At 39.1% G+C, this 14,415-nt stretch carries 13 protein-coding genes and 1 pseudogene; 10 read left to right on the top strand and 4 right to left on the bottom strand.

From position 1 onward, the window contains the following. Positions 1–35 precede the first annotated feature (35 nt). Complete coding sequence (locus AC1M85_RS08900; protein ID WP_488212912.1) at positions 36–800, bottom strand: 3-hydroxyacyl-CoA dehydrogenase; 765 nt, start codon at positions 798–800, stop codon at positions 36–38. Between the two features lie 283 nt (positions 801–1,083). Here AC1M85_RS08900 and AC1M85_RS08905 point away from each other — a divergent pair, with 283 nt between their 5' ends. From AC1M85_RS08905 to AC1M85_RS08915, 3 genes and pseudogenes are all read left to right on the top strand, one after another. Continuing rightward, entirely contained in the window at positions 1,084–1,437 is a 354-nt protein-coding gene (locus AC1M85_RS08905) for a hypothetical protein (RefSeq protein ID WP_180027646.1), read from the top strand. Between the two features lie 293 nt (positions 1,438–1,730). Then, positions 1,731–2,702 carry an aliphatic sulfonate ABC transporter substrate-binding protein gene (locus AC1M85_RS08910; protein WP_180027645.1) on the top strand — a complete coding sequence of 324 codons (972 nt, stop codon included), beginning with the start codon at positions 1,731–1,733 and terminating at the stop codon, positions 2,700–2,702. Positions 2,703–2,818: 116 nt separating this feature from the next. Further along, positions 2,819–3,520 (top strand): annotated as a pseudogene (locus AC1M85_RS08915) (ABC transporter permease); the annotation flags it as partial. Between the two features lie 37 nt (positions 3,521–3,557). On the opposite strand, the gene prmC reads toward AC1M85_RS08915, so the two are convergent. Together prmC and prfA are read right to left on the bottom strand one after the other, a co-directional pair. Continuing rightward, positions 3,558–4,376, bottom strand: coding sequence for a peptide chain release factor N(5)-glutamine methyltransferase (prmC, locus tag AC1M85_RS08920; protein WP_488212913.1), 819 nt, complete (start codon positions 4,374–4,376; stop codon positions 3,558–3,560). After that, positions 4,376–5,464, bottom strand: coding sequence for a peptide chain release factor 1 (prfA, locus tag AC1M85_RS08925; protein ID WP_488212914.1), 1,089 nt, complete (start codon positions 5,462–5,464; stop codon positions 4,376–4,378). The genes prmC and prfA overlap by 1 nt, the downstream gene beginning before the upstream one ends. Positions 5,465–5,866: 402 nt before the next feature. Between prfA and AC1M85_RS08930 the strand changes: the two genes are divergently transcribed. The 5 genes from AC1M85_RS08930 to AC1M85_RS08950 all read left to right on the top strand — a co-directional run bounded on the left by AC1M85_RS08930 (position 5,867) and on the right by AC1M85_RS08950 (position 9,936). After that, on the top strand, positions 5,867–6,295 hold the full coding sequence (locus AC1M85_RS08930) for a glycine zipper domain-containing protein (protein ID WP_092766183.1): 429 nt from the start codon (positions 5,867–5,869) through the stop codon (positions 6,293–6,295). Between the two features lie 201 nt (positions 6,296–6,496). Beyond that, the gene (locus tag AC1M85_RS08935; protein WP_092766182.1) at positions 6,497–7,003 is read left to right on the top strand and encodes a YMGG-like glycine zipper-containing protein; all 507 of its coding nucleotides are present in this window, start codon (positions 6,497–6,499) and stop codon (positions 7,001–7,003) included. Positions 7,004–7,134: 131 nt separating this feature from the next. Then, positions 7,135–8,139, top strand: coding sequence for an LLM class flavin-dependent oxidoreductase (locus AC1M85_RS08940; protein WP_481586991.1), 1,005 nt, complete (start codon positions 7,135–7,137; stop codon positions 8,137–8,139). A gap of 289 nt (positions 8,140–8,428) precedes the next feature. After that, positions 8,429–9,358 (top strand): ferritin-like domain-containing protein, encoded by a 930-nt coding sequence (locus AC1M85_RS08945; RefSeq protein ID WP_488212915.1) that lies wholly within the window; start codon positions 8,429–8,431, stop codon positions 9,356–9,358. Positions 9,359–9,378: 20 nt separating this feature from the next. Continuing rightward, positions 9,379–9,936 (top strand): NAD(P)/FAD-dependent oxidoreductase, encoded by a 558-nt coding sequence (locus tag AC1M85_RS08950; RefSeq protein ID WP_488212916.1) that lies wholly within the window; start codon positions 9,379–9,381, stop codon positions 9,934–9,936. A 177-nt stretch (positions 9,937–10,113) separates the two neighbouring features. Here the strand turns inward: AC1M85_RS08950 and ppsR are convergent, their stop codons facing one another. Then, positions 10,114–10,950: a posphoenolpyruvate synthetase regulatory kinase/phosphorylase PpsR gene (ppsR, locus tag AC1M85_RS08955; protein WP_035267069.1), complete on the bottom strand. Its 837-nt coding sequence runs from the start codon at positions 10,948–10,950 to the stop codon at positions 10,114–10,116. Between the two features lie 155 nt (positions 10,951–11,105). On the opposite strand from ppsR, the gene ppsA reads away from it, so the two are divergent. After that, positions 11,106–13,484 (top strand): phosphoenolpyruvate synthase, encoded by a 2,379-nt coding sequence (ppsA, locus tag AC1M85_RS08960; RefSeq protein ID WP_035267067.1) that lies wholly within the window; start codon positions 11,106–11,108, stop codon positions 13,482–13,484. A gap of 80 nt (positions 13,485–13,564) precedes the next feature. Then, entirely contained in the window at positions 13,565–14,326 is a 762-nt protein-coding gene (locus tag AC1M85_RS08965; RefSeq protein WP_092766178.1) for an RDD family protein, read from the top strand. Positions 14,327–14,415: the final 89 nt, after the last annotated feature.

Here is a 14,415-nt window from a genome sequence, read left to right on the forward strand (position 1 = left end):
TTTATTTAAGTGAAGACTAAACTGATTTTCATATATTATTTTGGCGCCATACGAATTGCGCCATCCAATCGAATCACTTCACCATTTAAATACGAATTTTCAAAGATATGTCCAACCAGTTTCGCAAATTCTTCAGGTTTAGCTAAACGTGGTGGGAATGGAACCATCTGTCCCAATGCATCCTGCACATTTTGCGGAAGACCTTTAAGCATCGGGGTTTCCATGATTCCTGGCGCAATAGTCATAACACGGATCTTTTCACGTGCTAACTCACGCGCCAATGGTAAAGTCATACCAACAACAGCGCCCTTAGATGCAGAATATGCAGCCTGACCAATTTGACCGTCAAAAGCAGCAACTGAAGCCGTGTTCACAATGACACCGCGTTCTTCCTCTTCCCCCGAAAGCGTATACTGTGACATTAATTGCGCAGCATAGCGCAACATATTAAAGGTTCCACTGACGTTGATATTCAGCACTGTTTGGAACATATCTAAGGCATGTAGGCCATCGCGACCAAGCACTTTAGCTGATGGTGCAATACCAGCACAGTTGATTAAACCATTTAATTGTCCATATTTTCCTTGTATGTGTGCAAAGAATGATTCAACTGCTTTTTCATCAGTTACATCTAGTTGAATAAACTCTGCACCAATTTCTTGACCCGTCTGCTCGCCCAAAGATGCATTCATATCAACAATTACCACACGAGCACCCTGCTGTTGAAGATAAGCTGCTGTCGCCGCACCTAACCCAGAAGCGCCACCTGTAATAACAATCACTTTTCCTTGAATATTCATAAATCTCATTATCCTTTTTTTAGTTTTAAGTTGGCTTTAGGGTAATCCTCCTCTAATACGGATTCAATTTATTCAGTGACCAATTGGTCTAAATAATTCAAAATAGTTATAATTTAATATTTATTTAATATAAAAAATTAATCACACATTACAGTTAAGTTTGCTTTAGTGACATGATTTAAAAACCATACAGTCATCGTTATTCTTTTGAATTCGGCTAATATTTAGACTATTTTAATCTTATTCATTTCGGCAGTTTGCCATATCTCCTAAAGGTTCAATCATGTTTAAAATGATCGATGTCTTAGAGCAAAATTTTGCTCAAACTTTCCCCCATGCACTTAATCAAGATTCAGATCAAATTACAGAGCAGCTTCAAATGAGCATTCTGAATGCATCTGAAATAGATTTAAAAAATGCAATCAATCAATTCCTAGACACTCAAGATGCAAGTGAAACTGCACTTGCATTAGATATTTCAACTGAGCGTCTTAATGAACTGAAATCTGGTATTGCGTTAAAAGATGCTTCAAAAATTTCGGACACTTTAAAGGTAGTAGCGCTATGCTTGGCTTTGGAGTCAGACTCATTAGACCTTCTTGAAGTGAGCGATATTTCAACTGAGTATTTCGTATAATGTGAGTATTGAGATCAAGCTGATATGGTTTGGTCTCATTTTCACTCTTAGCCTTGCTATATTAAATTATGTGACCTTCATCTCATTGCATTAATTTATATAAAGTTCTGATAAATCACTATATTTTCACAAAACCACAATATTTATAAAATATTGATTTGATTTCAATTTGTTAACTCATAATTTTAACTTTATCAAAATTTGTTCTTTTAATATCTCATTTTCTTTTTTGTCACAAATCACCTGAAAGGCTATTTATATCGAAAATTTAGCGAATTAAATCAGGTACTTTAATGAAAAAATCGATATCTCCATTGAAATTAGGACTGTTGGGTTTAGCAATTAGTGTTGTTCATAGTGGAGCCAATGCCGCACTTCCTAAGGAAATCAAACTGGATTATGCCTATTATGCTCCTACGAGCTTAGTGGTTAAAAATCAAAAGCTATTAGAAAAGGCTTTACCCAATACCAAAATCAAATGGGTATTTAGTCAAGGCAGTAATCGCTCCTTAGAATATCTCAATAGCGGCAGTGTTGATTTTGCTTCAACTGCTGGTCTTGCCGCTGTATTAAGTCGTGCCAATGGTAGCCCTGTTAAAACAGTTTATATCCAAAGCCAACCTGAATGGACAGCTTTAGTCGTGCCAAAAGACTCCCCGATTAAATCCTTAAAAGATCTAAAAGGTAAAAAAATTGCCGCAACAAAAGGAACTGACCCATTTTTATTTACGCTACAAGCTTTAGATACCGTTGGATTGAATAAAAAAGATGTACAGCTTGTTCATTTGCAACATCCAGATGGCAAAACGGCGTTAGAACGTAAACAAGTGGATGCTTGGGCTGGCTTAGACCCTTTGATGGCATCAGCTCAAGTTCAGTCGGGTGCAAAACTGCTTTATCGTAATGTAGGCTTTAATAGTTATAGCGTGTTAAGCGTCAAAGAGCCATTTACTCGATCTAGCCCAGAAGCAATTGAAGCCGTAATTAAAGCGTATGAGCAAGCACGTAAATGGGCAAAAGCCAATCCAGATAAACTGGCGCAGTTACTCGCCACTGAAGCTAAACTACCTTTAGAGGTTGCAAAACTTCAGCTTCAGCGTACTGACTTTAATCAAAACATTCCTACAGCCCAACATATTAATGCACTACAAAAATCCGGCAAAATCTTGACTGAAGAAGACTTAGTTCGTAAAGGAACAAATGTAAATCAAGTTGTTCAACAGTTATTTAATGCCTCATTCGCTCAAAAAGTGGTGACAAAATAATGGCGATCAGTGAAAAAGCAATTGAGCATCGGAATATCAATGTCCAATCACAACTGTCGACAAAAGGGAATAAATGGTTGAAAGGTATTTTCCTCCCTGTATTACTGGTACTGCTGTGTGAAATTTTGGTTCGAGGTGGTGTAGTTGAACCTTATATGCTACCTGCACCAAGTAGCTTATTTGTTTCCCTGCAAGAACTTGCTAAGAATGATTTAGGTCAACATATTTGGGCAAGTACATGGCGAGTGTTTTTAGGGTTTGCTATTGGTAGTGGCTTAGCACTATTTTTTGCAGTTTTGGTAGGACTCAATCGCCATGCAGAAGAGTTTATTGAACCGACCTTTTCTGCAATTAAGTCAATTCCTAGTCTTGCGTGGATTCCTCTCCTTTTGTTATGGCTTGGTATTGATGAATCCTCAAAAATCACCCTCATTGCGATTGGTGCTTTTTTTCCAACCTATACCAATACTGTGGCTGGTATTCATGGTGTCGACCGAAAATTGATTGAGTTGGCTCAAGTGTATAGACTGAATCGATGGCAACAAATCTACCAAATGGTTTTACCCGCAGCTTCTCCATCTATCCTTACAGGCTTGCGCAATAGTTTGAGTTTAGCTTGGATGTTTATGATTGCCGCTGAACTCATTGCAGCAACGCAAGGTATTGGATATTTATTAAGTGATGGACGTGAAACATCGCGTCCAGATATTGTGATCATTGCTATTATTTTATTGGCAATATTGGGAAAAATCACGGATACCATAATGAAAGTATTTGAATCAAAATTATTGTTATGGCGTGATGTCATCAAAAGATGAATCAATAAAAAAGCGACCTAAAGTCGCTTTTTTATTTCTAATGAGGCCATTGTGCTAAAGTCACGCGATCGTTACCACCATAATCTTTAACGGTTCTCACTTTCTTATAACCTGCTTGACGAAATAGATGCTGAACAGCGTCTGCTTGATCATATCCATGTTCAAGTACCACCCAACCTTCAACAGTCAGATGCTTCTTGGCTTGTAAAATAATTTGCTCAAGATCAGCTAAACCTTTTTTATCAGAGATTAATGCACGTTGAGGCTCGGTCGCCAAATTGTGCATATGTTCATCTGCTGGATCAATATAAGGCGGATTAGATACAATGACATCAAAAAATTGACGCCCAAACGGTTTTAACCAACTGCCTAGTACAAATTGAACCTGATCTAAGTCATGTTGCTCGGCATTAAATTTAGCGACTTCCAATGTAGGCTCATAAATATCAGTTGCTGTTAAAGACCAATTAGGACGTTCGGAAGCGAGTGACAATGCAATGGCGCCTGTCCCAGTTCCTAAATCTACAACGCGCGCATCCTCAGGCAACTCTAACTTTAAAACTGTCTCCACCAAAACTTCGGTGTCCGGTCTAGGCACCAAAGTATCGGACGTCACTTTTAAGTCCAATGTCCAAAAAGGTTGCGAACCTGTGACATAAGCTAAAGGCTCACCTGCTTCAATCCGAGAAATCGCCTCTCGATACGTCTGCTCTTGTTCTGCAGTGAGCTCTTTATCCTTCTTCATCACCAAATCGAATGAATCAATTTTAGTGATATGTTCGAGCAACCAAGCATTTTCTTGACGCTCATAACTTTCAGGCTCACCACGCAGTGCAAGCGCTTGTTGAATGTTCATTAACCACCATTCTGCTGTGCAAGCATTGCCAATTGATCCGCTTGATATTCACGATGTAAGCTATCTAAAAGCTCAGTCAAATCTCCCTCCATCACTGCATCCAACTTATATAAAGTTAAGTTAATACGATGATCAGTCATACGACCCTGAGGATAATTATAGGTACGAATACGTTCTGAACGATCACCTGAACCCACCAAATCACGGCGCATTTCAGATGTCGCAGCATCAGCTGCTGCACGTTTAGCATTCTCAAGACGAGATGCCAATAATGCCATTGCCTTTGCTTTGTTCTTATGTTGTGAACGCTCTTCCTGACATTCAACAACAGTACCTGTCGGAATATGCGTGATTCGTACAGCAGAATCCGTTTTATTGACGTGCTGACCACCCGCCCCAGATGCACGATAAGTATCAATACGCAAGTCTGAAGGGTTAATATCTACAGTCGTATCAACATCAATTTCAGGAAGAATTGCAACGGTACAAGCTGAAGTATGAACTCGCCCCTGTGATTCAGTTGCAGGAACGCGCTGAACTCGATGAGCACCGCTTTCAAATTTTAAGCGTCCGTAAACACCTTCACCATTAATTAAACAAATAATTTCTTTGTAACCGCCATGTTCACCTTCATTTTCAGAAAGGATTTCGACACGCCAACCCTGTGATTCAGCATATTTACTGTACATACGGAATAAATCACCAGAGAAAATCGCAGCTTCATCGCCACCTGTCCCTGCACGTACTTCCAGATATGCAGAGTTCGCATCATTTGGATCTTTCGGAATCATCAGAACATTCAATTCTGCCTCTAAAGATTCAATTAATGCTTTATTTTCTTTAATTTCTTCTTGAGCCATTTCCTTAAAGTCAGGATCTGACAACATTGCTTCAGCCGTTACAATATCTTCTTCCGCTTGGGTATATTTTTTCCAAACAGTGGTGATTTCAGTCAAATCATTGTGTTCACGTGACAAATTACGGAAACGCTTATTGTCGGAAATGACTTCAACATCAGCCAATAGCGCTTCTAATTCTTCATGACGATCACAAAGTTGGTCTAATCGTAAACGTAACGATTCTTTCATGTTAAATAAAATCTCTAATACTGGATTAACTTAAGGACTGCCTTAAATTAATATTTCTAAAATTGCGAGTAGTTTAACGACTCTGACATTCAATTAACATATTTATATAGAATGACATTGCAAAACCATTTTTTAAATCCTTGTCACACCCAATTAATGGATAATCAAAAATTAGCTCCATAACTGCCAAGTTTAAAAACTGTTTACTGAATCAACTCTCCATAGTTTCTTCTTAATCAGCCCAATAATGCATATTGAATGATCAGTTGTAATATAAAAACAACATTGTGCAACCAAAACGTAAAACTCTAGGTTAACTTCTACATATTTAGTGCTTCACTTCTTGTTACATTGTGCTCAACGAATTATTACTCGTCCACGAACAAGGACATGGAGTCACACATGAAATTAAATACCCTATTAATGTCAGCCACCTTAGCCACTGCATCAATGTTCACGGTATCTGCACATGCAGACAGTACAGCGCGTGTCGCTGCTGCGAGTGCTTTAGGTAGTGTAGCAGGTACAGCAATTGGTAAAAACATGGGTGGCACAACAGGTGCAACTTTAGGTGCAGCACTTGGTGGTGCTGGTGGTGCTGCTGTTGCTAGTAATAAACGTAACCGTACTGAATCTGCCATTGGAGGTGCATTAGGTGGCGGTGCGGGTTATACCGTAGGTAATAGTATGGGTGGAACCAATGGCGGTTATATCGGCTCTGCTTTAGGTGCTGCTGGTGGTGCTGCTCTTGGTAACAAAATTGCGAAAGACAAAGCATATGATTCACGTCAAGATCGTAAATGGAAAAAGAAAAAACATAGCCGTCGTTAATATAATCTGATTGTTAGTTTCCCCTTTGAATACTCTGTATTCACCTCGATGCGCCTTAGGGCGCATTTTTTTATTAACAAATTAATTATGGATAAATTAGGGAGAGAAAAATACAAACCAGCAACTTGCTCTCCAAAATGATTGCAGAAATTTGGATTAAATTAAAACCATCAAATATAAGACTTCGACAAGGAGTTCCCCATGAAATTCAATTCAAAGTTATTTGCTGCTGCGATCGCAACTGCGGCCTTGAGTACAACAACTGCTTATGCTGATAGTTCGTCTAGAGTTGCCCTCACATCTGCTTTAGGTGGAGTCGTTGGTGCTGCGATTGGTCAACAAATGGGTGGCTCGACTGGAGCAATGATCGGATCAGCGATTGGTGGTGCTGGTGGCGCAGCTGCATCAGCGAATAAAAAAGATCGTAATGCTGCTGCAATTGGTGCAGCATTAGGTGGTGCTGGTGGTTACACCGTTGGTAATAATATGGGCGGAACAAATGCTGGTTATGCTGGGGCTGCATTAGGTTCAGCTGGTGGTTCAGTTTTAGGTAAAAAAGTGGCTGAAGATCGTCGCGAAGATGACTATAGAGATCGTTATGATCGCCGTGAAAGCGGTTATCGCAATTCAAACTATCGTTATAATGACCGTAATTACAGAAGTGACAATGGTCGTCATTTAGGCTGGTATAAAAACGGTAAACGCTAATTCCAAACTCTTAAAATTCAAGCGCTCAACCTAGAGCGCTTTTTTATTTACACTTATATCGTTTTTTTTCAATATACAAATACTCGAGTTCGTATTAACATCTTTATGAGTGTTCAAAAGAGTAGAAAGTTATGCGAAGCTTAAAAGATATCGAGTTTTCAGTATTGGAACTCGCTCCTGTACGTGATGATAAAACGATTGCTTTTTCACTACAGCATGCTTTGGAGTTAGCACAAAAAATCGAACAATTGGGTTTTAAACGACTGTGGCTTGCAGAGCACCATAATATGGATGGTATCGCTAGCTCAGCTACAGCTGTGTTATTAGGCTATATCCTTGCTAACACCTCCTCTTTAAAAGTAGGTTCTGGCGGAATCATGCTGCCTAATCATGCACCACTTGTTGTAGCAGAACAATTTGGAACACTAGCAACGCTTTATCCTGATCGAGTTGAGCTCGGACTAGGACGCGCACCAGGTACAGATCAATTGACCATGCGTGCCTTACGCCGAGGTCGTCAAGAGACTGAAGATCAATTTCCACAAGACGTGCTCGAAATTTTGAGCTATTTGGGGGAACCATCGCCACATCAGAGAATCAAAGCGACACCAGGTCAAGGAACACATGTTCCCGTATGGCTGTTAGGTTCTAGCTTATTTAGCGCACAATTGGCTGCTAAACTTGGCTTACCTTATTCTTTTGCTTCTCACTTTGCCCCTCGTATGCTGGGTCAAGCGATTCAACTTTACAGAGAAAACTTCGAACCTTCTGAATATTTGGATCGTCCTTATGTATCTATGGGCGTTCCAACTGTTGTAGCTGATACTGATGAAGAAGCTGAATACTTGGCTACTAGCGCTTATCAACGTGTATTAGGCTTAATGCGTGGGCAAAGCTTAAAACTCAAACCTCCAGTTAAATCAATGGATGGAATTTGGTCTGCTCCAGAAAAGATGTCAGTTGACAATTTTTACGCAATGGCTCAAATCGGATCACCAGAAACAGTGAAACAAGGTCTTGAACAACTACTGGTGCCTTATGATGTAGATGAGTTTATTTTTACCTGTGATATCTACGATACAGACAAACGCATTCAAAACTTTGAGTATTTAATGCAAATTAAGCAAAATGCTTAGATCAAAAAAATCCTGAAATGATTGAGTAATGGTTTTGATTTCAAATCTATAATTAATTACTCTTTCATTTCTTGAGTTTGTCAAACAACTATTGGCAATAAATGACATCAAATGTCCCTAAAAGACTATTCCAATGAAAAAATTCTTTTAACCAACAATATTAATTATTCATAATCAAATACTTAAAATTTGGCATTTTATATCAAACTAAAATAAGCACTTCTGCAAAACACATCACATTTTTAAGCGATAAAATTTCATGATTAAAAAATAAATACGGATGTATAACATGGCCTCTATCGACTTAGAAAAAATGTTGGATAAAGTAAAACATACTCAATGGACACTCTCGGATATTGACTGGGATGCTCCTGGCAAAGAATTAGTCACCGCAAAACAGTGGCCCAAGCTTAAAGATTTTATGGCTGATCTAATGTGGATCGAACATGTAGGTGCTCGTGCATTTTCTGCGATGTCAAAAAAAGCACCGACAGATACGCTTCGCGAAATGTATGCCATTTTCCACGCTGAGGAACAGCGTCACGCCAATGCCGAAATGGCACTGATGAAAAGATGGGGTATGCTTGAAGGCGATATTCCTAAACCCAATAAAAATTTAAGACTGATCATCGAATGGCTCGACACTTATGCTGATGAAATGCCCTTCTATATTCTAGGTGCTGTCATTCCGATGCTGGAAGTCGCTCTTGATGGCGCACTTTGTACATTCCTATTGGACACTGTAGAAGACCCAGTTTGTCATCAAGCTTTTGAACTGATTAATGGCGATGAAGCTCGTCATTTAGGTGTTGGATTTAGTGTCATGGAAGATCAAGGCTACAATAAAACCTTTATTGAGCTTTCTAAAATGGCAGCGCGAGTTGTAGATCCACGTTTATTACTTGGTATTCTTGCATACTTACCACTCATTAACAAAATGCGTGATAATGTGATTAAACTAGGTCTGCCAGAAGAAAAGCTCTATGCAGCGATGCACAAATTTGCTCGAATAGGTGGACGTACTGCAGAAGGTCGTCGTAATCCTTGGTATCAAATTATTAACTTCCATGCACGAAGTGCCATGAATCGACGTAATAAATGGTTTCATATCCCTGTCGACACCATGGTAAAAATGACTGATAAGATTCCAGAAAAATCTTTACCTAAAATCCCATCTTGGATATATGAATTAACTGCAGAACCAAAAGCAACCCACTAAAACAATAATTAGGTACAGAAATGAAAAAAAGGAATAAAGCCCACACGGATTCGTTCTTTCATAATGAAGCTGAGTATTTTTCCAACTTTAAAGGAAAAATTATCTCAGCTGAGGACATCAAACAAACCGATTTTTCAGGATTAAAGGTCGCGATTATTGGTGCCAATCAAATGTCAGTTTCACATTTAGATGTGGTTTGTCAAAATGCGCTATTCGTCAAAGTATTTCAAATGACACCTCATTTCGTTTTGCCACACACTGAAAAAGGGATTCAAAAAATTATTGCTCATCCCCTCATCGCTAAAAATAAACGATTATTTAATCAGCGAATTAAGACGACATTGGCAATACGATATTTAGATTCTCAGATTTCAGATACTTGGTTAAAAAGACAATTGATGCCAAATCCAGCTTCGTCGCAAAAAATATTTTTTAAATCCGATCATTATTACAGCGCCTTACAGCGAGAAAACTGTAAATTGATCACATGGCCAGTCGTGAAAATTACTGAAAATGCCATTCAAAGTATGGAAGGAATCGAACACTTAGTAGATATTATTATTACAACGTACGAATAGTGATCATCATTTTGTAGATAAATGTGATTCTAAATGATATTTTATGATGAAATTATAGACACTTGAATTATATAATTTTTGAATTTTATGAGTATTTATGAGTATTTATGACGATTAATCGCTTAATAAAAAAGAAGCACAGCTAGTGCTTCTTTTTTTTAAATTAGATTTACAAATTTAACCAATCCGACGTTTTAAGCCAGTCATTTGCAATACTCGTGTTGAAATTTCTTCGATCGACATTTCTGAAACATTTAGATATTTAATCCCTTCAGAAATATAAATACCTTCGATTGCACGCAATTCCATCTGGCATTGGCTAAAACTTGCATAACGACTGTTGGCTTTGCGTTCAGATCGAATTGCCACCAAACGATCAGCGTCAATCATTAATCCAAACAATTTATGCTTATGTGGACGTAAAACTGCTGGCAAACGGTTGTCATCCAAATCTTCTTCAGTTAACGGATAGTTCGCAACTCGAATACCAAATTGTAATGACAAATAAATTGAGGTCGGTGTTTTACCAGAACGCGAAACTCCAATCAAAATTAAATCCGCTTTATCATAGTGTCTTGTACGTGCGCCATCATCATTATCCAGCGCGAAATGTACAGCATCAATACGTGCCTTATAAGACTCAGAATCAGTCACAGCATGTGTTTGTCCGACTAAAGTTGTAGGGGCTGTTCCAAGCACCTCAGATAGCTTACTAATTAACCCTTCAAACACATCTAAATTAACCGCATTTGCCGTATTGATGATGTCCCGAACATAGGGATCCACAAGAGTATCAAAGACCAGAGGTTGTTGACCATCAGACTCTGCGCGCGCGTTAATCTCTGCAACGACGTTCATTGCGGCTTCTTCTGTAGTGATATAAGGAATGATATGAATATCAAAATCGACATGAGGAAATTGAGCCAATAAAGAATGCCCGAGTGTTTCAGCCGTAATGGCAGTACCATCGGAAATAAAAAAAACACTTCGTTTAATATCTTTACTTTCTGCCATTAAATTAATCCTCAAATATTTGTCTAAGTACTATATAATCTTTATAGTAAACCGATCTTACATGACTGTCGCTTAGTAATGAAAGTTTGCTAAGTTTTCACAGAAAAATATCATGCCAAGATAGTGATTAATACTGCAAAAGTGGAGTAACAACTTTGGAAGCACGCGTAATCGGTCTGGAAAAATTAGGTAAACACGACGTAGAAATCGTGGGCGGTAAAAACTCATCTCTAGGCGAAATGATCAGCCATTTAGCAAATGCTGGTGTATCAGTTCCAGGTGGTTTTGCAACAACTGCCGCAGCTTACCGTGAATTCCTTGAGCAAAGTGGTCTTAATGCCAAAATTTCAGCCGAGCTCAAACAACTCAATGTTGACGACGTAAATGCACTTGCTGAAACTGGTGCTAAAATTCGTCAATGGATCGTTGATACTCCGCTTACTCCAGCACTTGAAAAAGAAGTTCGTGATGCATTCGCAACTCTTTCTAACGGCAACCCTGAGATCGCGGTTGCCGTTCGTTCATCTGCGACTGCAGAAGATTTACCAGACGCATCTTTTGCAGGACAACAAGAGACTTTCCTAAACATCCGCGGTATTGACAACGTCTTAATCGCGATTAAGGAAGTTTTTGCTTCACTTTATAACGACCGCGCAATTGCTTACCGTGTACACCAAAACTTCGATCATGACATCGTTGCTCTTTCTGCTGGTGTGCAACGTATGGTTCGCTCAGAAACTGGTGCTGCTGGTGTAATGTTTACACTGGACACTGAATCTGGTTTCCGTGACGTTGTATTCATTACTGCATCTTACGGTTTAGGCGAAATGGTCGTACAAGGTGCTGTAAACCCTGATGAATTCTATTTATCTAAGCCACTTTTAAATGCAGGTAAACACGCAGTATTGCGTCGTAACCTCGGCTCTAAACACCAAAAAATGATCTATGGTGAAGAAGGCTCTGCAGGTAAATCAGTTGTTGTTGTGGATGTTGAAAAAACTGAACGCCAACAATTTGCTTTAAATGATCAAGAATTACAAGAACTTGCTAAGCAGGCGTTAATCATTGAGCAACACTACGGTGCGCCAATGGATATCGAATGGGCGAAAGACGGTGATGATGGTCAAATTTACATCGTTCAAGCACGTCCTGAAACTGTGAAAAGCCGTGAGAATGTCGGCACAATGGAACGCTACCTATTAAAACAAAAAGGTACAGTTCTTTGTGAAGGTCGCTCAATCGGTCAACGTATCGGTTCTGGTAAAGTCCGTATTGTTAATTCAATCAAAGAAATGGACAAAGTCCAAGATGGCGACGTTCTTGTTTCTGACATGACCGATCCTGATTGGGAACCAGTTATGAAACGTGCTGCTGCGATCGTTACAAACCGTGGTGGTCGTACTTGTCATGCCGCGATTATTGCACGTGAACTCGGTGTTCCAGCAATTGTTGGATGTGGTAACGCAACAGAAGTACTTGTTGATGGTCAAGAAGTAACTGTTTCATGTGCTGAAGGCGATACAGGTTTCATTTACGAAGGCGCTTTAGATTTCGAAGTTCAACGTAACTCGATTGAATCTATGCCAACACTTCCGTTCAAAATCATGATGAACGTTGGTAACCCTGATCGTGCATTTGACTTCGCTCAAATTCCAAACGAAGGTATTGGTCTTGCACGTCTAGAGTTCATCATCAACCGTATGATTGGTGTTCACCCTAAAGCATTACTCAATATTGACAGCTTACCTCGCGAAACACGTGCAGCTGTGATGACCCGTACTGCAGGTTACTCTTCACCGATCGAGTTCTACGTTGAAAAACTCGTTGAAGGTATTTCTACACTTGCTGCTGCATTTGCTGATAAACCTGTCATCGTACGTATGTCAGACTTCAAATCGAATGAATACGCGAACTTAATCGGTGGTAAGTTATACGAACCTGAAGAAGAAAACCCGATGTTGGGCTTCCGTGGTGCGAGCCGTTATGTTTCTGACAACTTCCGTGACTGCTTCGAATTAGAATGCCGTGCATTGAAGAAAGTTCGTGATGAAATGGGTCTAACTAACATTCAAATCATGATCCCATTCGTCCGCACAGTTGCTGAAGCAAAACGTGTTATTGAACTTCTTGCTGCAAATGGCTTAAAACGTGGTGAAAATGGTCTTAAAGTGATCATGATGTGTGAATTACCAACCAATGCTCTACTTGCTGAACAATTCTTAGAGCATTTTGATGGCTTCTCAATCGGTTCAAATGACTTAACTCAGTTAACGCTTGGGCTTGACCGTGACTCAGGTATCGTTTCTCATTTATTTGATGAACGTGATCCAGCAGTAAAAGCTCTTCTTTCAATGGCGATTCATGCATGTCGTAAGGCAGGTAAATATGTGGGTATTTGTGGTCAAGGACCATCAGACCACCCAGATCTTGCTCGTTGGTTAATGGAACAAGGTATCGAATCTGTTTCACTCAACCCAGACTCAGTTTTAGATACATGGTTCTTCTTATCTGAAGAAAAGACTAAACAAGCTTAATAAACTATGTTAAAAAAAGACCCATTCATGGGTCTTTTTTTTACCCCATTATTTTTAGTAATTTTTGAGAAATTAGGTTTATGCAAATTTACTTGGCGAGAAATAATCAACAAGCTGGACCGTATACGGTAGAGCAGTTAAATCAAATGCTCTCGAGCCAACAAGTTTTACTCACAGACTTGGTCTGGCATCAAGGTATGACTGAATGGAAAGCTTTAGGTGAACTCACTCAAGGAAAATTATATTACCAACCTGAAGGCTATCAACCCACTCCACCAGCACAACAAAGCTATTCAAATCCTTCAATTTCGAGTGTCAATGTTCAAAAGAATACTGCACAGCAAGAACTTGCCTCAATTGGATCACGATTTTTAGCTAAACTCGTTGATCTAGCGCTGTGGTTGCCTGCCATGGTGATTCCTTCATTCTTTATGCAGGAAGAACAAGTTGCTCAATTGACTGAACTTCAGCAAAAAATGCAGAATGCTAGCTCATCAGATCAAGCAATCAAATTACAGGAACAGTTATTTACACTGATTCCAATGGAAGCTTGGCAAGCAATGTTGGTTTACATTGTATTAATGCTAGCTGCTCAAGCATTTTTAATTGCGAAAAGTGGTCAAAGTTTAGGTAAAAAAGTAGCAAAAATTCAAATTGTTGATGCTGAAAATGGACAGCAAGTAAACTTAATGCGCGCATTCACATTGCGTAGTGTGATTTTTATTGTATTGAATTTACTCTTTATGCCATTCATTACCATCATTGATCATGCCTTCGGTCTAAGTCAAAAAAGACAAACTTTGCACGATAAATTAGCAAAGACTAAAGTCATAAAACGATAATTTTTATCTTAGGGGAGCAAATGCTCCCCATTGTTTTGCCTCTGTTTTCACATCAAAAGTAATCAATTCTTCAACCAATTCCGACCAAA

This window comes from Acinetobacter sp. 24-47-64, assembly GCF_057737055.1.

Coding starts and splice junctions, on each gene's coding strand:
- AC1M85_RS08900 (WP_488212912.1), bottom strand. CDS start 800: ATGAATATTCAAGGAAAAGTGATTGTTATTACAGGTGGCGCTTCTGGG.
- AC1M85_RS08905 (WP_180027646.1), top strand. CDS start 1,084: ATGTTTAAAATGATCGATGTCTTAGAGCAAAATTTTGCTCAAACTTTC.
- AC1M85_RS08910 (WP_180027645.1), top strand. CDS start 1,731: ATGAAAAAATCGATATCTCCATTGAAATTAGGACTGTTGGGTTTAGCA.
- prmC (WP_488212913.1), bottom strand. CDS start 4,376: ATGAACATTCAACAAGCGCTTGCACTGCGTGGTGAGCCTGAAAGTTAT.
- prfA (WP_488212914.1), bottom strand. CDS start 5,464: ATGAAAGAATCGTTACGTTTACGATTAGACCAACTTTGTGATCGTCAT.
- AC1M85_RS08930 (WP_092766183.1), top strand. CDS start 5,867: ATGAAATTAAATACCCTATTAATGTCAGCCACCTTAGCCACTGCATCA.
- AC1M85_RS08935 (WP_092766182.1), top strand. CDS start 6,497: ATGAAATTCAATTCAAAGTTATTTGCTGCTGCGATCGCAACTGCGGCC.
- AC1M85_RS08940 (WP_481586991.1), top strand. CDS start 7,135: ATGCGAAGCTTAAAAGATATCGAGTTTTCAGTATTGGAACTCGCTCCT.
- AC1M85_RS08945 (WP_488212915.1), top strand. CDS start 8,429: ATGGCCTCTATCGACTTAGAAAAAATGTTGGATAAAGTAAAACATACT.
- AC1M85_RS08950 (WP_488212916.1), top strand. CDS start 9,379: ATGAAAAAAAGGAATAAAGCCCACACGGATTCGTTCTTTCATAATGAA.
- ppsR (WP_035267069.1), bottom strand. CDS start 10,950: ATGGCAGAAAGTAAAGATATTAAACGAAGTGTTTTTTTTATTTCCGAT.
- AC1M85_RS08965 (WP_092766178.1), top strand. CDS start 13,565: ATGCAAATTTACTTGGCGAGAAATAATCAACAAGCTGGACCGTATACG.